Source organism: Maledivibacter sp. (assembly GCA_025210375.1).
Classification (GTDB): Bacteria; Bacillota; Clostridia; order Peptostreptococcales; family Caminicellaceae; genus JAOASB01.
Window position 1 is genome coordinate 1 of sequence record JAOASB010000042.1, and the last position, 23,879, is coordinate 23,879.

At 34.1% G+C, this 23,879-nt stretch carries 14 protein-coding genes and 1 other annotated feature; all 14 genes read right to left on the minus strand.

Annotated elements, in window-relative coordinates:
* Window positions 1–274: 274 nt before the first annotated feature.
* The gene (locus N4A68_15140) at window positions 275–430 is read right to left on the minus strand and encodes a hypothetical protein (GenBank protein MCT4565630.1); all 156 of its coding nucleotides are present in this window, start codon (window positions 428–430) and stop codon (window positions 275–277) included.
* 118 nt (window positions 431–548) lie between these two features.
* Window positions 549–1,565, minus strand: coding sequence for a CapA family protein (locus tag N4A68_15145; protein MCT4565631.1), 1,017 nt, complete (start codon window positions 1,563–1,565; stop codon window positions 549–551).
* Window positions 1,566–1,652: 87 nt separating this feature from the next.
* Window positions 1,653–4,031 (minus strand): DUF3160 domain-containing protein, encoded by a 2,379-nt coding sequence (locus N4A68_15150; GenBank protein ID MCT4565632.1) that lies wholly within the window; start codon window positions 4,029–4,031, stop codon window positions 1,653–1,655.
* A gap of 17 nt (window positions 4,032–4,048) precedes the next feature.
* Window positions 4,049–5,044, minus strand: a complete 996-nt coding sequence (locus N4A68_15155; GenBank protein ID MCT4565633.1) for a hypothetical protein — start codon at window positions 5,042–5,044, stop codon at window positions 4,049–4,051.
* A gap of 259 nt (window positions 5,045–5,303) precedes the next feature.
* Entirely contained in the window at window positions 5,304–7,001 is a 1,698-nt protein-coding gene (locus N4A68_15160) for a M3 family oligoendopeptidase (protein MCT4565634.1), read from the minus strand.
* A gap of 272 nt (window positions 7,002–7,273) precedes the next feature.
* Window positions 7,274–9,100, minus strand: a complete 1,827-nt coding sequence (locus N4A68_15165; protein MCT4565635.1) for a PAS domain-containing sensor histidine kinase — start codon at window positions 9,098–9,100, stop codon at window positions 7,274–7,276.
* A gap of 191 nt (window positions 9,101–9,291) precedes the next feature.
* On the minus strand, window positions 9,292–10,854 hold the full coding sequence (gpmI, locus tag N4A68_15170; GenBank protein MCT4565636.1) for a 2,3-bisphosphoglycerate-independent phosphoglycerate mutase: 1,563 nt from the start codon (window positions 10,852–10,854) through the stop codon (window positions 9,292–9,294).
* A gap of 178 nt (window positions 10,855–11,032) precedes the next feature.
* A complete protein-coding gene (rsmA, locus tag N4A68_15175) occupies window positions 11,033–11,926 on the minus strand; it encodes a 16S rRNA (adenine(1518)-N(6)/adenine(1519)-N(6))-dimethyltransferase RsmA (protein ID MCT4565637.1) in 894 nt (297 codons plus the stop codon).
* A 15-nt stretch (window positions 11,927–11,941) separates the two neighbouring features.
* On the minus strand, window positions 11,942–12,472 hold the full coding sequence (gene rnmV, locus N4A68_15180; protein MCT4565638.1) for a ribonuclease M5: 531 nt from the start codon (window positions 12,470–12,472) through the stop codon (window positions 11,942–11,944).
* A 29-nt stretch (window positions 12,473–12,501) separates the two neighbouring features.
* Entirely contained in the window at window positions 12,502–13,539 is a 1,038-nt protein-coding gene (locus N4A68_15185) for a 3D domain-containing protein (GenBank protein ID MCT4565639.1), read from the minus strand.
* Window positions 13,540–14,162: 623 nt separating this feature from the next.
* Entirely contained in the window at window positions 14,163–14,930 is a 768-nt protein-coding gene (locus N4A68_15190) for a TatD family hydrolase (protein ID MCT4565640.1), read from the minus strand.
* 116 nt (window positions 14,931–15,046) lie between these two features.
* Complete coding sequence (metG, locus tag N4A68_15195; protein MCT4565641.1) at window positions 15,047–16,984, minus strand: methionine--tRNA ligase; 1,938 nt, start codon at window positions 16,982–16,984, stop codon at window positions 15,047–15,049.
* Between the two features lie 51 nt (window positions 16,985–17,035).
* Window positions 17,036–17,301 (minus strand) — a binding site (T-box leader).
* Between the two features lie 287 nt (window positions 17,302–17,588).
* Window positions 17,589–19,730: an EAL domain-containing protein gene (locus N4A68_15200; protein ID MCT4565642.1), complete on the minus strand. Its 2,142-nt coding sequence runs from the start codon at window positions 19,728–19,730 to the stop codon at window positions 17,589–17,591.
* Between the two features lie 563 nt (window positions 19,731–20,293).
* Window positions 20,294–23,878, minus strand: coding sequence for a molybdopterin-dependent oxidoreductase (locus N4A68_15205; protein MCT4565643.1), 3,585 nt, complete (start codon window positions 23,876–23,878; stop codon window positions 20,294–20,296).
* Window position 23,879 lies beyond the last annotated feature (1 nt).

The window sequence follows — 23,879 nt, forward strand, 5'->3', positions numbered from 1 at the left end:
TACTTGGCTAAGCCTGATATGCGAATATCATCCTATATTTAATTGCTTAAGATATAAGCATATTTGATGGTATAGTTCTTAAGGTTTTTTAACTATATATAGTAGATAGTTTTTGCAGAAGGTAATTATGCAATTTGCTCTATTGTTAAGGCTATAAAATATAATTTTTTGATAATAAATAATATAGATGTACACCAATAAAACCATAAAAAAAAGTTAGACTTGATTCTGTGTTCATAACACATTATCATGGTCTAACCCATATTCATTATATCTATTGTTTTTTACTACATCTCTTACAGATATTTAATTCCTTTCCTTCATTGTCAGTTGCAGTCCATAAAAGCTTTACTCCTGTTTTTTTACATATGGGACACGTACCTCTCCATCCATCCTTCTTTATGGTATTTCCCCTGTAACCCTTAGCCATGATTTATCCCCCTTTTTATTTTTGAACTTTTTGACTATTTTGATATTTTAGTAAATAATATCAAATTTAGTTAACTTTTGTCAAGCTCTATGGCTTTATAGAGATTACAGTAATGACTTTATTTTATATAGCCTATGCCATGGTTTATATGAATATTGGTATTCATTCCCTCCGAGTACAGTTTTAATCTTTTTAAGATATATTCAGCATCACTTTTATGGGCTACACAGGGTTGACAATTTTTTATCCTTATGGGTATCAGCTGTGCTTCTGCCCTTTCATCCTTAATTTTCAATTTGACTATTATGGTTTCATCGGTACCATTTGGTATTTGTCTATCAAATATAAAGTTTCCAAGGCTATAAAATATGAGTCCCTCCTTATACCTTTCTACTCCTTGAAGTACGTGGGGATGGTGTCCTAGCACCAAATCCCCTCCACTATCTATTACTGTATGGGCAATATCTTTTTGCATACTACCTGGATAAAACTCATATTCCTTACCCCAATGGAAGGATACAATCAAAAAATCACAGTTCTTTTTTGCAGATTTTATCTCATCCCCTAGGGTATCAAAATCAACCTTTGCAACATCGGGTCTATCAATAAAGCTTATATATCCTTCCGGAGGAAAAACTGAATATCCAAGAAAGCCGACCTTGCAACCATTTTTTTTGATATAAAATGGCTTTCTTCCTTCATTATAATTATGTCCGGCCCCAATAAAATCAATATTAAAGTCCTTGAGTATATTCATTGTGTTTATTATGCCCTTGGTATCATAATCCATGGTATGATTATTAGCTAAATTCAATATATCAAAACCAGTCTCTTTGATGGCAGGCGTGCTTTCTGGATTGGCTTTAAATAAAAGTATGGATTTCTTCAAAGCAGGAGTCCCCTCAGTAGTTATGGGACACTCTAAATTTCCAAAGGTAATATCGGCTCCTTCAAATACATGTTTTACTTTTCTATAGGGATAATCATAATCATCATCGATCCTATCCCCTACCCCCCTATCCAAAAGTATATCTCCAACAGCACATAGGATTATTTCCCTAGAGTAATAGACTTTACCCATTACCCCAATTATTAATACTATAAATAATGCTATCACTAAAAAATACTTTTTCATAGCTCCATTATCTCCTTAAACCTTTATCTATTGCCTAAAAACTACGACTCCAACCTTAGAACTTTGAGCTTACTACTTTAAACGTCTCTAACATCCCGTGCTATATGGATTTGCTGGAGTAGGAATTTCTTCCTTACCCCCCTTAATAAAACTATCCATCCAATCTGGACGCTGGGGCATTGTATTTTCTTTAATTGTCTTCTGCCATTCTTCATCGGTAAGCCTGATTTTCGAATCAAATTCAAAGTAACTAAATACTGCACCCCTAGTGAGATATAACTCCTCTCCTATGGGAACAACAACATAAATCTCGTAGGCAGGCCCAACACCTACTTCAAAATATCCCCCTTCACTGAAATCATTTGGTGCCATCGTATGAATATCAGCTATTACGGCCATATTTTTATCGGTTTCAGAGGTTATCTCATACCATCTCATACCATCTCCTGCAAATGAGCTTGTAAGATACTCTAAAAGCCCTCCATAAACCAAAAGCTGATAATATTCCTCAGAAGAAAGCTCTTCGTTTCTCAGTTCCTTATGGGAACAATTAATTAAAAATTGAAGAATATCTTCAAATCTTTGCATCTTACTTTCCATACTTTCTACAAGTATTTCTTTTTCCTTTAGGTTTGCCCTAGAATATTTAGTTAACCACAATAGCTTTTCATAGACCTCTATATTAGGTTCAACATAGCCCTTAACCTGGGGTGGTTCTTCTCCCCCACCACACTCTACCCCACTTTGTTTTCCGTATAGTATGGTATCATGCTTTAGCTCTGACCAGCTACCAAGGGCTGTACTTAAGGATTTATCGGTCCATGCTTCATTGGTCATAAAGGAAGGGTAACCTTCTCCAAACTCTTTTAATAGTCCCTTAAGTGTCCATAGCCATCCATAGTACATGTTACCGTGCCACTTTGCGTCACTCAACAAATTAAATTCTGCCTTTAATTTATTAAAGGTATCTATATAACTATCTGACTTTTGATCCTCATGATAATGATTTATCTGTATATCATATGCTCTATCGGAGCCTAAAACTCCCATTACATCCAATCCCGAGGGGATAGGTCTCTTCATAGGCTCTACTAGCTTTTGAATAATTTCTGAATCTGGTATGTACCTCTGACCCATTAGTCTGAACTGTTTTCCTACAGGGGTATCCACAGAGGTATATTTAGGTTTTATTTTAGGCTCTGCTAGTTTTTCAGCTTCTAAATATAACTGATCTAGCTTTTCCTTATCATTTAGTGCATTTATATCGGGCTTTTCTCCATACACCTTAATAAGCATATCCTTGTATTGATATATGTTAAGATCATCTGCAGTTCCTACATAAAATGCCGTTGGATCGTATATATTTTCCCATAATGTAATGTCTTCTGTCCTATGGTTATCAAGAAATACACTATAGGTAATCAGTAGGGCTTGAAATGTTTGCTCTAGGTTTCTTACTTTATTGTTATTCTCATCAATTTTATAAAGTGGAAAGGGTACTTGACCATACCACATCATAGCCTCAAAATATCTTTCAAAATCATGATTCCTAGTATAATGTCCCCTTGGTTTATATTGACTATAATCAAGCTTATAGGGAAATATCTTCGACTGCTTAAAGCCACTTTGCTCTTTAATCAATTCATACTCAGCTAAAGCCATTTCCTTTGCTTCCTTTGGCATATCCTCAGGTAAGTCCTTCTCAAGACAAAGTGTCGCTGTGCCAAAATAAGCTATATTCATTAGCTGAGCCTGCTTTATTTCTTTACTGGTTATTTTGTCGAATAAATATATTGACTTACTTAACATGCTTTCAGTTAACTCTTCGGAAAATGCCAATAATTTTTCTTGTTCAAGAACCCTCAAGGAATAATCATAGAATATATGATATACTTGAAGCACAGAATCAGTGGTTATAAAGCTGGGGACCTTTTTATATTCATTTTTTTCATATATATAGAAAAGCTGCTCATCCTTTGCAGGATTGACTACAAAGCCATTCTTTGCAATAAGCTTTTTTTGCTCTGGAGCAAATTCTCCAAAGCTTCCTAGATTAACTATATTTGATAGATCTTCATTAATGGTATAGGGTTTTAACTCCGCCTCAATTTTACTGGGTTCATAGGGAATATCAATAACTTTCCTTTCTTTCTCCGACGAAAAATTAACCTCTTCTACTTTCATTTCTTCCTCAATAGGTTGTACTGTCTCAATAGGCATATTGTTCTTAGCGGCTTCATCTTCAATATCACTTTTTTCACTTTCATTGTTGCTTCCTATACTATCCTTATCCTGTGTTGATTTTGGCTTAGAAGCTTCTACTTTATCTGGACTTTTTATTTGTTGCTCCTCTTCAATCTTAGTATCATTGACCTCTGTATTAGTACTGCAGCCTACGGCCCCAAACATGACTACAAAAGCATAAATAAAACATAAGAAATAAATAAATATCTTCTTTCTTTGCAAAATAATTATCCCCTTTCTCAATTAATATTAAAGGTTGGTACATATTCTTTAAGCTGACCCTTTGCTTCTAATTTTTCGTTAATATGGTTGAGTAATACCCACTCATATTTATCTTCATTCTTTACCTTGATAACGATAATATCCTTATTCCCAGGGGATTTAATCTTATCAATCCATAATATGTCTTGATATTCCTTGCTTTCAGTCATCCCCTCAAATCCAAAACCCTTCCACTTGTATGAATTTATAATTTTTTTCCCACTTTTCAGTACCTCTATAGAAATAATCTCATCCAGCCCATCCCTATCTATGTCGGCAAAAATATAATCTTCAAAGGGTCTTGCAAGTCTTGAGCCCCTCCATTTTGGCGATATACCATCTCCATGCCAATTATATATGAAGGGTCTTTTTGCTTTAACAGGATGAAACTGAGACTCCTTATATACCCCTATTGATATCTCCTTTTTTTTATCCCCATCTACATCGGACACTTGTACCTTCCAAGGCTTCATATCCTTAAAGGTTTTTACAAATATTTTTTCCAATTCATTATCAAAGGAAAAGATCATTAATTTTTCTCCAAAATCCCCATTCCTTTTTCCTGTAATAATTAAAAGTTCATCATGGGTATCATCATCTATATCGGATATATAAGTACTTATTATAGCTTCATCTTTTTTGAGCTTATGGGTATTTAAATATCCTTCTTTTATGGAATAATACTTTATAATATTTTCAGAAATAAATATAATATGGTTATCCTTTTCTGATTTTAATACCCCAACTGGATTTAAAAGTTCCTTTGAAATTCCCAGTAATTTTACATTCCAAAACTTAGACCCATTTTTTAACCAGTAGGCATTAAAATTTAATGCTTTAGCGGAAAAACAAGTGATTTGTGTGCCATTACCCATTACATCCAGCTTTTTTTCGTATTGAAATACTATGGCTATGATCAAAAAAAATACTATGAACATGGTTAATAAGATAATAATTTTACTTCTTTTATACATTAGAATATACCTCTTCTATAAACATCAGTTTTTATAACCCCTTCATCCAACCCATATTATATAAATAGTGAAATATTATAGGGTGAATTTCAAAAAGACAAGCATATTACATACTTGTCCTTTCAAACATTAGTTTAGGAAATTTTATAATATATATAGAACACACTTATAAATCTACATTTTGGTTTTTGAATAGCCAAATCTTTAATATTTTTGAAGGAATCAAAATACAAAAGATTTACCTTAAACTCTCTATAGTTTATAATTTTTTATCGTCTACACCATCTAGCCATTCCTTAACTGGCTCAATAACGGACTTGATACAGCCATCCTTGAAGGGACTGGTTAGATTCGCAAGCTCTACTAATTTTAGGAAGGATTTACTTCCCCCTGCTTTACATAATCTTAAATAGTCCTCCCAGGCTTCCTCCCTGTTTTCTCTAGACTTATTCCAAAACTCTATAGCACAAATCTGAGCTAGTGTATAATCTATATAATAGAAAGGATCTTTAAAAATATGACCTTGCTTAAACCAGAAACCTCCCCTATTTAAGAAATCATTATCCTCATAATCCCTATGGGGTAAATATTTTTTCTCTATTTCTCTCCATGCACTCTTTCTTTCCATAGGAGTAATCTCTGGATTTTCATAAACAAAGTGCTGGAATTCATCGACTAAAATTCCATATGGTATAAATAATAATGCACCACTTAAATGGGAAAACTTATATTTGTTTTCATCTTCTTTGAAGAAAAGTTCCATCCAAGGCCAAGCAAAGAATTCCATGCTCATTGAGTGTATCTCACTGGATTCATATGTTGCCCAGTAGTATTCTGGAATCTCAAAATCTCTACTTGAATATACTTGAAAGGCATGGCCTGCTTCGTGGGTTAGTACATCTACATCCCCAGATGTTCCATTGAAATTTGAAAATATAAATGGAGATTTATAATTGCTTATATAGGTACAATACCCTCCACCGGCTTTTCCTTTTTTGCTCACAAGATCTAAAAGTCCATGATCTACCATATATGTGAAGAATTCATGGGTTTCAGAGGATAGCTCTTTATACATCCTTCTACCATTTTCAATAATCCAATCGGGTTCTCCCTTTGGAATAGCATTTCCGCTCAAAAACTCTAATTTTTCATCATAATATTTTAAGCTATCTAACCCTAGCCTTCTTAGCTGTCTTTCTCTAAGCTCTGTATCTACTGGAACAATATTTTCTAATACTTGTCTTCTATAGTTTGAAACCATTTGAGGATCATAATCTGATCTCATCATGCGTGTATAACCCAGCTCTACGAAGTTATTATATCCCAGTTTTTTTGCTATTCTATGTCTTACCTTAACTAGTCCATCATATATTTGATCAAACTTATCCTCATTTTCTACATAGAAAGCTGTCATGGCCTCATATGCATTTTTTCTCATTTCTCTGTCCTTGGATTGCATGAATGGTTCTAGCTGAGATAAATTTCTTTCCTGTCCCTCAAACATTATTTTAGCAGAAGCCCTTAGCTTAGTATATTGACTAGCTAACTTATTTTCTTCCTGTAAATCTGGAATTATCTCTGGAGAAAAGGTCTTTAACTGCATCTCAGCTAATATAAACAGCTGTTTATCCCATTTTTCTTCAAGGTCTTTTCTAAACCTAGAATTTACTAATGAAGTATAGTATTTTGAAATCATACCCTCATATATGGGCATGGCTTCATCTATAAAATCATTTTCCTTTTCATAAAATTCATCGGTTGTATCTACCGTATGTCTAATATGTACTAGATTAGCCATTGTTTCAAAATCATTTCTAAGTGAGTTTATATCCTTCATTATCTGGTCTTGGGCTTCAAAGGACTCGGCTTTATTAAATTTTTCAAGTAGCTCTCCTAGCTTGCCTTCAAGCTTTTCCATGTCAGGTCTTTCATATTTATAATCTTCAAATTTCAACATAAATAACTCCTCCCCACTTGGCTGAATTTGCCTAATGAATAATACTTATTCTCGTGAAAAACTCTATAGATATTCCAGTTAAACAGTTAATTTATACACATCAAAAATCCCTAGAAACATCGGATATTTTGAGATGTATAAATTAAGCTCTACTATGTGACCGTCACATTTAACTTTGAAATATGACCTACAAGAATAATTATATATTAAGTATTATTATTTTCCAAGTTCCATAAACATTACCTAATCTACCAGAACGATTAATTATATTGCTATGCCTCATATATATCGGAAAATTCAATTGAGATTCTTTCTATTAATGTATTATTTATAGAAAACTTACTTTCATCTATGGTATTTTCCTCTTCTATTGTCCTAACAGGCAGACTAATAATAAATTCTGTTCCCTCTCCATATTTACTTTCAACAGCTATACTTCCCCGATGCATTTCTACTAAGGATTTAACAAGAGATAATCCTATTCCACTACCTTCATTGCTTCGTGATAGGGTATTCTCTACCTGCTTAAATCTTTCAAAGACAAGCTCCTGTTTATCCTTAGGTATACCTACACCATCATCCCTTATGCTAATACTAATATTATCTATACAATCATTAATCTTTACTAATATATGTCCCTTCACACTGGTAAATTTTATAGCATTTGATAATAGGTTCAAGATTATTCTCTCAATTTTATCGGGATCACAGGCTATTATTTTTTCCTCAATGTCGGTATCAAAAATCAACTCTATATCTTTATTGGCAACATAATCAACCACTGATAAAGTAATATTTTCAACAATACTTACTATATTATGATTTTGAAAATTAGTATTATAAAATCCAGTATCAATTTTGGTGATATCAATTAGATTATTTACAAGCTTCAATAGTCTATTACAATTTTGCTTAATCACTTTAATATATTTTCTGTCATTTAAACATCCTTTTTCATGATTTCTCTCGTTGTTCATTTCAAATAGTTGAATTGATCCAAGTATAATATTCAGTGGTGTTCGCAGCTCATGGGATATATTCGCAAAAAAATCGTTTCTTAGATTGTCAAGCTCCTGTGTCTCCTTTAAAAGTCTTGTTTTTTCTTCAATACGCTTTTTTAGCCTTTCTGCATTTTTACGCTCGGTTATATCCCTCGCTATACCTAATATGCCCATTTTGTCCTTATATGGGAAAAGAGCTATAGAGCTTTCCACATCTATGACCGTACCATCTAATGCCTTGATTTTCATTTCATTAGGGGGTTGATCCTTCTTCGTAAAAAATAATTGTTCAAATCTCTCCTGCCCATATTGTATATAATCAGGATATAGAAATTCTTTTAGATTATGACCCTGTATATCCTCTATTCTACCGGTTCTCAAAAGCTTTAATGATGCATTATTGGCAAAGACAATCTCTTCATCTATTACAACACCAATGGCATCTGGAGAAAGCTCCACCAATAATTTATATCTTTCTTCACTTTTATCTAATCTCAATAAAATTGTCTCAAAGTACAAGGCTATATTACCAAAAGCAAATATATTAAATATTAATGAAGCTATGAAGTTGCCAATCGGTATGAAGGATACTATATTTCCTAAAAATGGAAACGTTATCAAATGAATACCCCATAAAATGAAATCACATCCTACTATATATTCTCCTATTTTCATATTTTTCTTGGATTTAATTATACTTTTTGCACTGCAAATAAGGGCACTACCGGGTATAACAAATACTATATTTTGTAAAACATATGACATATTTATGCTGTTTGCTATAATAATATATATCACACCCACTACAAAGGCCACTATCCAGGCTTTTTTCATACTCTGTTGAATGAAGGAATACATTCCATAAATAAATATAAATATAGAGATAAGATATAAAACGTTTCTTAAAGCGGCAATAGATTTTATGTAATTAAACATACTAAAAAGTCCTAATAACTTATGAATAAAGAATATAGACCATCCAGAAGCAATAATCCCTAAATAAACTTTTTTATCTCTGATGAATAAAAAAATAAATACTAAGGATAAAATCAATGCACTAGACATGCCAGAAACAAACATCCACGATGTATAATTCATGGAACCCCTCCCTAAAAATACTAGTATATATTAATTCTGTGAAATGCATAAAATTCCTTCTATTTTATCCAATACTTACATATTTTTCTTCTCATTTCTACAAAATTTCTTTCAAAAAAAATAAAATCACATTACAGGATAAAGCTATTTACCTTTATCCTGTAATGTGATTGCTACTTTATACCTATTTTCTATACTGTTTCACCATCCGACGCATATGCAGGCTCTAGTAACAATGAATTACCTGTCATCTCTTGGGGTTTTGATAATCCCATGAGCTGTAAAAGGGTTGGCGCTATATCGGCTAGCTTACCTTCTGTAAGCTCATATTCCTTAGCGGCATTAATCAATATAAATGGCACTGGATTAGTAGAGTGTTTAGTTATAACATTCCCTTCTTCATCCAACATCTCATCGGAATTACCATGATCGGCGGTAATAGCAAGCTGACCACCCTTTTCTATTACTGCATGAACAACCTTAGCTACACATTCATCAATTGTTTCTACAGCCTTTATAGCAGCTTCCATGACTCCCGTATGCCCTACCATATCTGGATTAGCATAGTTAACTATTATAACATCGTATATATCCTTATTTAATTCTTCCATCAATTTATCGGTTACTTCATAGGCACTCATTTCTGGCTGCATATCATAGGTTGCAACCTTTGGGGATGGGATCAATACCCTATTTTCCCCTTTATTCGGTTCTTCTACACCTCCGTTGAAGAAGAATGTTACATGGGCATATTTTTCGGTCTCAGCAATGCGAAGCTGGTTAAGCCCATGATCACATATATATTCTCCAAATGTATTAGCTAAAGATTGTGGAGGATATGCTAAACTAACATTTGGAAGTGTAGCATCGTATTGTGTCATACATATATAATTTACAGGGAAATAACCCTTGGCCCTTTCAAAGCCATCAAAGGCTGGATCTACAAAGGCCCTACTTATCTCCCTAGCTCTATCGGGTCTAAAGTTAAACATGATTACGGAATCCTTTGGTGAAACTGTAGCTACGGGCTTATCATTTTCTAGGATAACGGTGGGCTTTACAAATTCATCAAGTATATCCTCAGCATAGGACTTTTCCACAGCTTCCACGGCACAGTTAGCCCTCTCACCTTCACCTAAAGTCATGGCATCATAGGCAAGCTTTACTCTTTCCCATCTTTTATCACGATCCATTGCATAATATCTTCCCGATACCGTAGCTATTTTTCCTATACCAATCTCCTGCATCCTTTGTTCTAATTCCTTGATATACCCAGCAGCACTTGATGGCGGTACATCTCTACCATCTAAGAAGCAATGTATATATACCTTTGAAAGTCCCTTACTCTTAGCAAGCTTTAATAGTGCATATAGATGGGTAATGTGACTGTGAACTCCTCCATCGGATAGTAGTCCCCAGAGATGAAGGGCTGATCCATTCTCTTTTACACTATTCATCGCTTCATTTAAAGCCCTATTTTCAAAAAAATCTCCATCGCTTACGGCTTTAGTTATGCGTGTAAAATCTTGATATACAATTCTTCCAGCCCCAATATTAAGATGTCCTACCTCGGAGTTGCCCATTTGTCCATCTGGAAGTCCTACATCCAATCCACTTGCCTTAAGCTTTACGTTAGGATACTTTTCAAAATAACTATCTAGATTAGGAGTATTAGCTGCTTTTACTGCATTACCATAGGCCTTTTCATTTATTCCATAACCATCTAAAATCATCAATACCGTTGGCTTTCTCATTTTCGTCCTCCTTTAATTCATATACATAAATATAATCTAATACTATTATATTTGAATTTTTATATTAGGTCAATCTATGCCCTAAGGGTCACACATAGTCCACATGCGGATAAATTACACTTGCCTAAGTTTATTATACATTCTACTTATGTAATATCCTAAAAAAAAAACTAAATCACTATAATGATTCAGTCTTAATGTTGTTTATCTTTAATATATCATTAATATTATTTGAAAGTGTAGCAAACTCTTCTATAGTAAGGCTTTCTCCCCTTCTCTTAGGGTCTATATCACTTATCTCAAGAGCTTGTTTAATCTCTTCCTTATTTAATCCAAGATCGCTAAAGGATAATGAGTTTAGTAGAGTTTTTCTTCTTTTGGCAAAGGATGCCCTTACCACATTAAAAAAGATTTTTTTATCCGCAACATTTACCTGTGGATTATCCAGTACCTTTAACCTTATAACTGTGGATTCCACATTTGGATTGGGGATAAATACAGATCTAGGCACCCTAGTTACAATCTCAGGTTCACAGTAATACTGCACAGCCACTGAAAGAGAACCATAATCCTTAGTACTTGGCTTTGCCTTAAGTCTATCGGCGACCTCTTTCTGTACCATTACTACTATATCCTTTACGGGAATCTCTTCTTCTAAGAATTTCATTATAATAGGTGTTGTAACATAGTAGGGAAGGTTGGCCACAACTTTAATCTGACTGCCACCAAATCTGTTTTCGATCAATTCCTTCAAATCAAGGGCTAAGACATCAGAATTAATGACCTCAATATCATCATAATCCTTTAGGGTCTCTTCCAATATAGGAATTAGAGTTTTATCTATTTCTATAGCCAATACCTGTTTTGCTTCCTCGGCTAAGTACTGCGTGAGGGTTCCTATTCCAGGACCAACCTCTACAACTATATCATCCTTAGTGATTTCAGCTCCACGGATTATTTTATATATAATATTTTCATCTATTAAAAAATTTTGACCTAGACTTTTAGAAAATCTAAAGCCATATTTTCCTACAATTTCTTTAGTTCTTTTAGGCGACGATAGCTTTTCCATAGTATCCCTGCTTTACTAAATTTTTTTAACAGCATTTTCAAATTCTTCTCTTGTAATTCCATAGTTATTCAATCTATTTAGGAATTGTTTTGAATTTCCATATCCTATACCAAGCAGCTTGCCAAGTTTATCTCGTCTCTTGGAAGCATTAGGTAGCCCCTCTAAATCATGAATAATAAGATCAATCTTTTTAAATTCATTTCTCTTCTCATTCACTTCACTTCTTACCTTTGAAAGGGCTTCTTTTATGCTTTGGGGTGTAGCATTTTCTATACCTATGTCATTATCCTTAATGGCCTCCTGCCTAGGCAAAAAAGCATGTTTGCAGCCCTTTACTTTACTGGAAATAGTCCTTCTGATTGTTTCACCTGCAAAATCCGGGTCTGTAAAAATTATTACGCCCTTTCTCTTTTGAGCGAATTTAATCCTTTTTATGGTCTCATTTGTGATTCCAAAGCCATGGGTAATAATTATTTCTGCATCCACTGCTTTTTTAACAGCCGCTACATCATCTTTTCCTTCTACAACTATTACTTCATTTATTATCATATACACTACCTCGCAAACATAGTTTCCTAATCCAATATATAAACCTTTACATTTCTACGGCCAAATCTATAGACCTTCTTAGGATCTTCCATAAATAGATCTATTTTCTTCCCCTTTATGGCTCCACCTGTATCCTCAGCTGAAGCAAATCCATAATCCGCCCATCCATCTAAGGATTCCACGTAAAGCTTTGTCCCCAATGAAATAACTCTAGGATCTACAGCTACAACCCCTGGTCTTGCCCTAGTTCCACTTCGTGTGATTCCATACTGAGGGTGATCTGGAGTTTTTCCACAGCTCTCAACTGTAAGATCATATGCAGTTGCTGACATTATTAATACCTTCTTATACCTCACAGGTTGACCCCTAGATGCTACAAAATACTTCTCAGAACCCTGTTCTACCAATTTATCTACCGGTTCTTTTATTATATTTTCATTTATTATCTCTTTGACGGCTTCTACTCCATTTTCATAAACTATTTTGTACTCTACTTCCTTTTTACCGTTTTCTCCATCCCTTTTTTTCTTTATAGCTCCGGCTTTCATTTCATCATTGTATGTTATTACAGACCTATAGGGAATATCAATTACTTCCTTTACTACTTCCTCTTCAACTCTAATTATATCAATTATATCCTTCGGGAGAATTTCCTGGTCTAGTGCTGGTCTAGTTTTATCCTTTTCCCCTAATTTTATATCATATTCCTTTAAAATATCCTCGACCCTATTATATGCCGTTAATACATCCAAAGCCTTTTTGTCCACATTTATCTTTACTTCAAATGCCCTTTTAACCTCTATTACCATTCCATCCCTTAGCTTTGTATTTCTGTCAACACTTATCTGATCATGTTCACCCAGGGTAACTCCTGCTTTTTGAAGTGCTTTATCCACCTTAGAAGATAAAGTCTCTATTGTGATCTCTTGCCTATTATCTTTAATTACTATTTTCTTATTCAATATGGTTTCCATTGTGATTACAGTCAATAGCAACATAACTATCATTATAATAATTGTCGTTCTTTTCTTTAATACATATAGAAGCTTATTAAATAGCTCCATAGGTATACCTCCTTATATACAAACAATTCAAATTCTAGGGCCTTATTTTCCTTATAGAAATTCCAGTCAAAACTTCAATTTATATATCAAAGGCTCTTAGAAGCTCTAAGCATTTTGATATGTATAAACTAGGATTCACTTGGGACTCTATATATGGAAAATTTATGGAATGGTCTCATAACTCACATTAGTCTATAACAAATAACTCCCTATGTCAAACATTATATATATTATGCTATTATTGACACAAAAACCCTATTGTATTCTAAAAGCAGTTTAAAGAATATATCATATTCCCCTAACATATTATTTATTTCCCGGGTAATTTTATATTTTCGACATAATACAAATGGATGTGAAGGCACATTTGTAGTTCTAAGGTCTAAGTGGTAAATTCAAAGTTTTTAGGTCATCCTGCTAGGTCACAAAAAAATTTAAAAGCCTTTTTGCACAGCTCAACTATATATTTGTATTAATTGAGGAAATTGCATAACTCTTACTTGGCAGAATTGCATAATACATATGGTATGGCTTTGAAGAATTTTGGACTACATATGATAGATAGTTTTTGTAGAAGGTAATTATGCAATTTGCTCAATTAATTTCTGATTTATGAATTAATATTATTTTATACTGAAATATCTCTTTGCATTTTCAGCGGTTTTTTCTGCAACTTCCTCTATGGAAATGCCCTTGATCTCTGCTATTTTTTCAGCCACATATCTCACATAACTAGATTCATTTCTCTTACCCCTATATGGATGGGGAGTCAAGTATGGGGAATCGGTCTCTATCATTAAATACTCCATGGGTATGGCTTCTACAACCTGTACAGCCTTTCTGGCATTTTTAAAGGTGATTGGCCCTGCAATAGAGATATAGGCTCCTTTTCTTATATATTGTTTAGCAAGCTCTGGACTACCTGAGTAGCAATGCATTAAAACTCCTGTATCAAAGGCTTGCTCTTCCTTTAATATATTCATGACTTCATTATTTGCGTCTCTATCGTGGATAATAATTGGTAAATTCACTTCTTTAGCAAGCTTTATCTGCTGTCTAAACCATTTTCTTTGAATATCCCTAGGAGAGTTGTCATAATAAAAATCTAACCCTATTTCTCCTATGGCCCTTACCTTTGGCTTCTTTGCCAGTCCTTTTAAAAGCTGGAGCATCATGTCATCCATTGTTTCAGTATCATGGGGATGAACTCCAACGGCTGCATAAATCATATCGTATTTAGCAGCAAGTTCAACGGATCTTACGGAGCTTTCAAAGTCTGCTCCAGGATTCATTATGTAGGATATTCCATTTTCCTTAGCTCTTTTTATTACCTCATCTCTGTCCTTATCAAATCTTGAATCATCTAAATGTGCATGTGAATCGAATAACATATTTTGATCTCCTTCCCTATATCTAATATATCGGAATCTATTTTTCATAGATGTAATTCCATATATTAGTAGTAGATAGATATATAGCTAGCAGCAATAATGCTACTAGCTATATATTAACTTACTGTGCTTCCACTTTCAATATCCGCTGTAACAAGATTTAGTTTATCTCCTGTGGTTGCAGCTAATATCATCCCTTGGGATTCAACTCCCCTAAGCTTTACTGGCTTTAGGTTAGCTACAAGCACTACCTTCATACCCACTAAATCCTCTGGCTTATAATGCTGTGCTATCCCTGATACTACCTGTCTTGTTTCATTTCCCACCTTAAGCTGAAGAACCAATAATTTATCTGCCTTTGGATGCTTTTCAGCCTTTATGACCTCAGCGACCTTTAAATCCACCTTTGAAAAGTCATCAATTGTGATTTCCGATTTAACTATTTCTTCTTTCTTTTTTTCTTTTTTCTTATTTTTTTGCTCCTTTGATGCTTCGTCTTTAATTTCCTTTAATTTCTTTTGTATATCTATACGTCCAAATAATATCTCTGGTTTACCTAGCTTTGATCCAACTTCTATACCATTAAATTCTGAAAGAGTTTCTAAACTAGTGGCAGTAGTATTTAATTGCCCCCATATTTTTTCGGCAGTCTCAGGTAAAAATGGATGAAGCATTACTGCGGAGAATCTTATTGATTCCAGTAGATTATATAGTACAGCTGCCAATCTACCCTTTTTATCGGGATCTTTTCCTAAAACCCAAGGCATTGTTTCATCTATATATTTATTACTTCTTCTTAAAAGTGTAAATATTTCGCTTATTGCATCGGCTACCCTAAGCTGATCCATCTTAGCTTCAACCTTTTTAGGTGTTTCAAGGGCAAGCTTTATAAGTTCGTCGTCTATGGCTTCCTTTTCAATAGGCTTTTCTACAGTCCCATCAAAATACTTGTTAACCATTGTAATAGTTCTATTCACAAGATTTCCTAAGATATTGGCAAGGTCTGAATTGATTCTTTCCATTATTAGCTCCCAGGTTATTACTCCATCTTGAGCGAATGGCATTTCATGTAATGAATAATATCTTACGGCATCTACTCCAAAATATTTGGCTAAATCATCGGCGTATATTACATTACCCTTTGACTTACTCATCTTTCCTTCTCCAACCAACATCCATGGATGACCAAAAACCTTTTTAGGTAGTGGTATATCAAGAGCCATAAGCATTATCGGCCAATAAATTGTGTGGAATCTCAATATATCCTTACCTATTAAATGTACGTCTGCTGGCCAATATTTATTGTACCTGTCTCCATGGTTTCCATCGGTATCATATCCAATACCAGTGATGTAGTTAGATAAAGCATCTATCCATACATATACCACATGGTTCTCATCAAAGGTTACAGGTATTCCCCATTTAAAGGATGTTCTAGATACGCAAAGATCTTGAAGTCCTGGCTTTAGGAAGTTGTTAATCATTTCGTTTTTTCTGGATTCAGGTTGTATAAATTCTGGATTTTCTTCAATATGCTTCATCAATCTATCCTGATATTTACTTAACTTAAAAAAGTATGCTTCTTCTTTGGATTCCTTTACTGGTCTACCACAATCAGGACAATTTCCATCCACTAATTGGGACTCTGTCCAGAAGGATTCACATGGAGTACAATAAAGTCCTTCATATTCTCCCTTGTATATATCTCCCTGATCATATAGTTTCTTAAATATCCTTTGTACTTGTTTTTCATGATCCTTATCAGTGGTTCTAATAAATTTGTCATAGCTTGTATTCATAAGATCCCATATTGATTTGATCTGCCCTGCTATATCATCCACAAATTCCTGAGGACTCTTACCTGCTTCCTTTGCTTTAATTTCAATTTTTTGACCATGCTCATCGGTTCCCGTCATAAAAAACACATCATAGCCGGATTGTCTCTTAAATCTGGCTATTGCATCTGCAAGAATAATCTCATATGTATTTCCTATATGAGGCTTACCAGATGTATATGCTATGGCGGTAGTAATATAATATTTTCCTTTGCTCATTTTTTATTCCTCCTTATATGCCTTAATACAACAAAAAAACCCCGTCCCCCATAAAGGGACGAGGATATCTCGCGTTACCACCCTAATTCATTATCATGTTGCCATAATAATCTCGGTAAGTGACTAGTCATCACCTTGCATTTATAACGGATGCAAACCCGATCTGACCTAATATAGGTACAAATTTCAGCCAGACAGTTTAGGGGCCATCTTCAGCATACTTTTTAGTGCCGGCTTTCACCTATAGATATAAACTTCATATCTCCCAGCTCTCTGTAACTAAATCCTATACTTACTCTTCCCATCATTACCTTTAATATATTGCTATATTAATTTTAAAGATAAACAGTTCTAAGTATTAATACTATGTATGATAGTATATTAAAAATATATATAATTATGTATATGTTGTCAAGGTCTGTTGTGATAAGAATTTTAAATTTTTTAGTATTTTAAATGATTTATAAAATTGAATGATTGTGACTTAGCTAGGCTGTATTATATATGGTATAGCTTTGAGGATTTTAAAACTATATATAATATATACCTTTTATAGTAGATACCTATGCAATTTGCTCCATTATTAATCTTTAACATCATGGTTTTATGACTTTGGCATGCCATCAGCATGTGTAAATCCCCCTTGATGACAGGTCAATATCTCTTCAAATTCTCCACAGGATAAGGGTTTATCAAAAAAATATCCTTGCCCTAAATCACAATTTATTTTTTTTAGGTAATGATACTGTTGTTCCGTCTCAATACCTTCTGCAACGACCTGTAGTCCTATATCATGGGCTAATTTTATTAAGGCCTTAGTAATGACTTGATCTTTAGATTTTATTGTTACATTATCAATAAAAGATTTATCTAATTTTAAATAATCAATTGGCAATTTTTTTAGGTAATTTAAAGACGAGTAGCCTGTCCCAAAATCGTCTAATGCAATTTTTATATTCATCTTCTTTAGTTCATTAAGTACATGAATTGTATGATCTAAATTCTCTAAGGCAATATTTTCAGTGATTTCAATAACTAGGTATCTACTATCTAATCCTGTTTTCTGTAAAATCTCTTTTATGTTTTTAACAAGATCTCTTTGTTTAAATTCTAGAGCCGACATATTTATTGATATCTTTATAGAAGTATGACCTCTTTCTAGCCAAATTTTATTTTGCTTACAGGCTGTTTCTAAGGTCAATTTTCCAATTTTTTTAATAATTCCTGTTTTTTCTGCTAAATGGATAAAATCGATTGGGGATATCAGCCCTTTTTCAGGATGATTCCATCTAATTAATGCTTCTGAACCAACTATACGACCACTTTTCAAATCAATTATGGGCTGATAATTTAAAATGAATTCTTTATTTTTAATACCATGCCTTAAGCTTTTTTTCATATTAATGAATTCCATTTTTTGTGTATACATTTCTTCTTTATAAATCTTATAACCTTTTTTTCCTGCTTCCTTTGCACAGTACATGGCAGTATCAGCATTTCTGAGTAAAGTTTCAAAATTCTCTCCATGATGGGGAAACACAGCAATTCCAATACTTGCTGAGATATAAAATTCCTCATCATTCAGTATCCATGGTTTTCCTAAGGAATCAAGAATCATTCTCGCTAAACTATGTAATTGATCTATATTCTTAACTTCTGAAACTATTAAACCGAACTCATCCCCTCCAAGACGAGCCAAAGTATACCCCGTTTTTTTATATTTTCTAAATTCTTTTGAAACCATTTTTAATAATATATCTCCATAACTATGTCCAAGTGTGTCATTTACATTCTTAAAGTCATCTAGATCAAAATATAACAATGCACACTGTTCATTAAAATGTTTAGCTTTAAGTATTTGAGTATACAGTTGTTTTTCAAACATCGCTCTATTAGGAAGCTCAGTTATCAAATCATAATATGCCAGCTTCAAAACTTTTTCTTCGTTTCTTTTTTGTTCAGTGATATCTGTATGGGAGCCTGCCATTCTAATGGGGTTTCCACTTTTGTCCCATATAGCCTGACCTTTACTCAATATCCACTTATAATCTTCACTACTGGGTTTTAACCTATAAATATTTATGTAGCTTCCTATTTGCTTATTCAAATAATCATCAAGGGTTTTTATCGCATCATTTTTGTCCTCTGGATGTAAAAGACTCTTCCAAATTTCAATACTCAATTGAAGTTCAGAATCCCTATATCCTAATATATTTCTCCCTTGGGAAGAAATATGCATTTTATCATTCTTTACATCCCAATCCCATATCCCATCATTGGCTCCTTTAACAACTAGCTCATACCTTGTCTCACTCTCTGCTAAGGCTTCTTTACTTGATTTGATCTCCCTAAATTGATTTTTTAAGTTTTCTTTAGTATCCATTAGTTCTTCATAGGCCAAATTAAGTTCTTCATAGCTTCGATATAGCTTATTTGAAACCAATTGAATCTTTACTAAGGAGTTTCTAATAACTAGAAATAAAAGTCCCCCCGTTACAAGAATATATATCCACCCTTTATAGTTTTGTAGCATATGAACTCGTTTCATATCATCAACTAATATCTCTATAGCTTTATCGGATAATAATATCCATAAACTTCCTATTAAAATATAAAACATACTGATCCTGAAAGCTGTCTTGATTGGGTCGACGGAAGTATATCTTAATGATAAGAGATCATAGGTCTCTAAGTTTTTTTCATGCCTTATTCCAAACATTTTTTTAAAATCAAATATCTTAAACATAATAAATAACCCCCAAATATAGTCATGCTACACCAAAACCTAGGATGTATTTTACTGAAATGATGAATTACTCTACATTTTAAGAAAAATTTATTAATCTTTAAAGTAGCATTACTATAACTGCTAAAAGAAAATGTAAATAACGTTGCAGAATTTGTTGGATATTGTCGCTATTTGTAACCATTATAATCTATATTATTGTCATTTATCAAGTAAGTAATTTTTACTATATATACCACAATTTATTTGAAATAAACACATATGCGATGCCGCTATTTATAAATCAGAAGGATAATAAACTGTTACATGAATTTTGAAAAAAGCAAAAAATATCTTCCAATAGAACTTTATAGGATTTATTAAATATAAAAAACCCAGATGATATAACATCTGGGTTCCTTCTATATTAAATAACAGGTAGAAAAAGGTTTGGGGCAAACATTAAGCGAAGAGAGTATCTTACAATTTATAAAGGAGAGCCGAAAATTTCGACCTTTGCACAAAGCCCCGAACCTTTTTCACCTGCTCAGACCACTAACAATAGGGCCTGATATCCTTGCTAACTAAATTAATTCTTCATCTTTAAGCTTCTCAATAAATCTGTTATTAAGATTACTTGTATTCCCTCTCTTTTCAAATAGCTTTCCATCTTCAATTGTTTGAAGTCTAGCTTTTTTATCAGGGAAGTTAAATCCATTACTATCTGTGTAAAGTATAGGACTTTTGTTAACTGGCCAAAATACATCCTTGCCTATTTCCTTATTTACTCTAAAGTACTCAGGTATACTCATTGATATCTCATCAAGTATATCATCGGGACTATTGTATTCCATTGTAGTACTAAGGGCATTGGCAAGTTTTATTATTATCTCCCAGTTTTCCACTTTTGTAAGGGGAGGTATGGCCTGATTTATTCTTTGTATTCTTCTTTCACTACTAGTATATGTTCCTCTAGACTCAGCAAAACTAACGGCTGGCAGTACAACGTCTGCCTTTTTCGCAGTCTCAGTTAGGTGAATGTCTCTAACCATTAAGAAATCTAGATTACTTAAGTCCACATGGGGTATATCTTCACCAAATACAAGTAGTCCCTTGATGGTCTTTTCTTCTATTCCCTTAATGATTTCCTCTGAGTCTTTGGAAATACCCATATCCACAAGTCCTTGACTGTTATTGTTGGCTTTAAGCTGTATAATACCGCTACGCGCTTTACCTATATGTCCACATATAACAGCTATATTTGCAAGCATTTTTGCTCCATCTACAGTAATACCGTTTTGATCAAATACAATCATAGCCTTCTTCGAATTACCATAAATATCAGCTATCTCTTTGGCTGCATCACTTACATTAATTTCTTCAAGACTTGATTTTAATTCTTCAAAACCGACTGCCCTTTCACTAGATGGCACAAATCCATTATCAATTAATGCCTTAGCGATTTCCTTTAAAAAGTCTATATTATTTTCAGGTATTACCTTCTTATATGCCCATTCATCGGCTGTGGTCTCCGATGGATTAATTGTAATAAGCTTTGCTCCATTTTCTACTGCTTTTTTAATCTTAAGTCCAACAATAGTATGATCCTTCATCACATCTGAACCAACTAAAATAATTGTTTCCGTAGAAAGTATTTCCTCAAAGGTATTGGTTGAAGCATCATATCCAAGTACATCCTTTATTCCATTCTGTAAGCTATTGAAGGAAATAATATTTTCAGTTTTTAATACATCCTTCGCAAACTTAGATGCAAGATATATTTCTTCGTTTGTATATTTATCTGAAATTGCAAAAGCTAGAGAGTCACTTCCATAAAGTAATGATAAACTCTTTGCTTTTTTAGCAGTATAAAGTGCCGCTTCCTCCCATGAAACCTCTTGAAGCTTACCTTCCTTACGAACTAATGGTGTTGTAAGTCTTTTGTCCTTCTCTGCTATATCAAAACCAAATCTTCCTTTTGCACAAAGAAGCCCATCATCTACCTTGCTTTCTTTATCAGGAAGGGAACGAATAAGCAGGTCACCCTTTGTATTTAAGTTCATATTACAGCCTACACTACAATGTGAACAAACAGTGTGGGTTTCCTTGGTCTTAACAGGAACAGATTTCTCTATACCAAGTCTTTCTCCAAGGGCTCCCGTTGGGCAAACACTTATACATTGCCCACATGATATACAATCCGTCTCTTTTAAAGGCATATTAAGGGCTGGCTTAACTATGGTATCAAAGCCCCTGTCCACAAGACCCAATGCCGCAACGCCCATTACTTCATCACAGACCCTTACACATAGTCCACAAAGAATACATTTATCAGAATTTCTTTCTATGAATGGGTGTCCATCATCTAGTCTTCGTTTATGAGCTTCGCCAGTAATCCTCTGTGGCTTTACATCGTATTCGTTAGCATATCTTATAAGATCACATTCAAAGAAGTCGTGGCATCCACACTCAAGACACCTCATGGCCTCCTTCTTAGCATCCTCTTCACTATATCCGCATACAACTTCCTCAAAGTTATACTTTCTCTCCTCTGGAGAAAGATGAGGCATTGAAGGTCTCTTAGCCTTTTCAATATGATCAAAATCTTCTTCTGTTAAATCATGTCTTTCTACATAGTATGGCTTCTTATATGGAATAATCTCTCCTTCAAGATATTTACATATAACTCCAGCAGCTCTTTTGGCTTCACCAATGGCTTCAATAGCGATACTTGCTCCTTTATTGGTTGCATCTCCACCAGCGAATACACCGGATAAGTTTGTTTGGTATGTGTTTTCATCGGCATAGATTGTTCCTCTATCCGTAAGCTCTAATTCTTCAAAGCCAGCCGCATTAACCTTTTGTCCTATTGAGCAAATTATAGAATCCACTTCTATTATTTCTTCTTCTCCCTCGATAGGCATAGGTCTCCTTCTTCCGCTGGCATCGGCTGGACCTTGTTTCATCTTTTGAAGCCTAACCTTACTAACCTTGCCATCTTCACCAATTACCTCTATAGGATTAACTAAATATTTAAAGGTTACGCCTTCTTCTTCTGCTTCTTTGATTTCTACAGCATCTGCAGGCATTTCATCCTTGGTTCTACGGTATAAAAGATAAACCTCTTTAGCCCCAAGTCTTATAGCCGTTCTACAAGCATCCATAGCAGTGTTACCACCGCCAACTACAGCTATCCTATCCCCTGTTATAACGGGTTCATTTACTGCAAATTTGGTAAGGAAGTTAATTCCTCCTATAACCCCATCTAAGTCTGAGCCCGGACAATTCAAGTTAGCACTTCTCCATGCTCCAATAGTTACATAAGCAGCATCAAAGGTTTTTCTTATATGACTAAGGTCAACATCCTTACCAACCCTTAAGTTGTTAACCATTTTTACGCCCATTTTCTCAATTATGCTTATTTCCTTATTAAGCACTTCCTTAGGAAGACGATATTGTGGTATACCATATCTCAGCATACCTCCCATTTCAGGCATCGCTTCAAAGATTACAACCTTATGACCTTCCTTTGCAAGATAATATGCAGCAGTAAGTCCTCCAGGCCCCCCACCAATAACGGCCACTCTTTTTCCAGTATCAGATTTAAGCTCCGGTAGGAAGGCTTCTTCGCCCTTTAAATCTATATCAGCTACAAAGCTTTTTAACCATGCAATAGATACAGGTTCATCGGCAAGCTGTCTTCTACATGCATCCTCACATGGATGAGGACATACTCTTCCTATACTGGCAGGTAGTGGTAATTCCTCTTTTATAAGCTTAAGTGCCTCTTTGTATTCACCATTTGCTATAAGTCCTACATATCCTTGACAATCGGTATTGGCTGGGCATGCTGATACACACGGAGGTCTACAGTCTCCAACGTGATCTGAAAGCAGCAGTTCTAAGGCGGTCTTTCTTGATTCCCTAACCTTATTAGTATTTGTTTGTATTACCATTCCATCACTTATTTTTGTGGCACAAGCCCTTAGAAGCTTTGGAATCCCTTCAACTTCTACAACACAAAGTCCACAAGAACCGTAAACTTCTACTCTTTCGTCATAGCAAAGAGTTGGTATTTCTATATTATTTTCCCTTGCTACTTCTAGTATAGTTTGACCTTTACAGCCTATTACTTCTCGTCCATTTATATTTAATCTTAATTCTGGCATA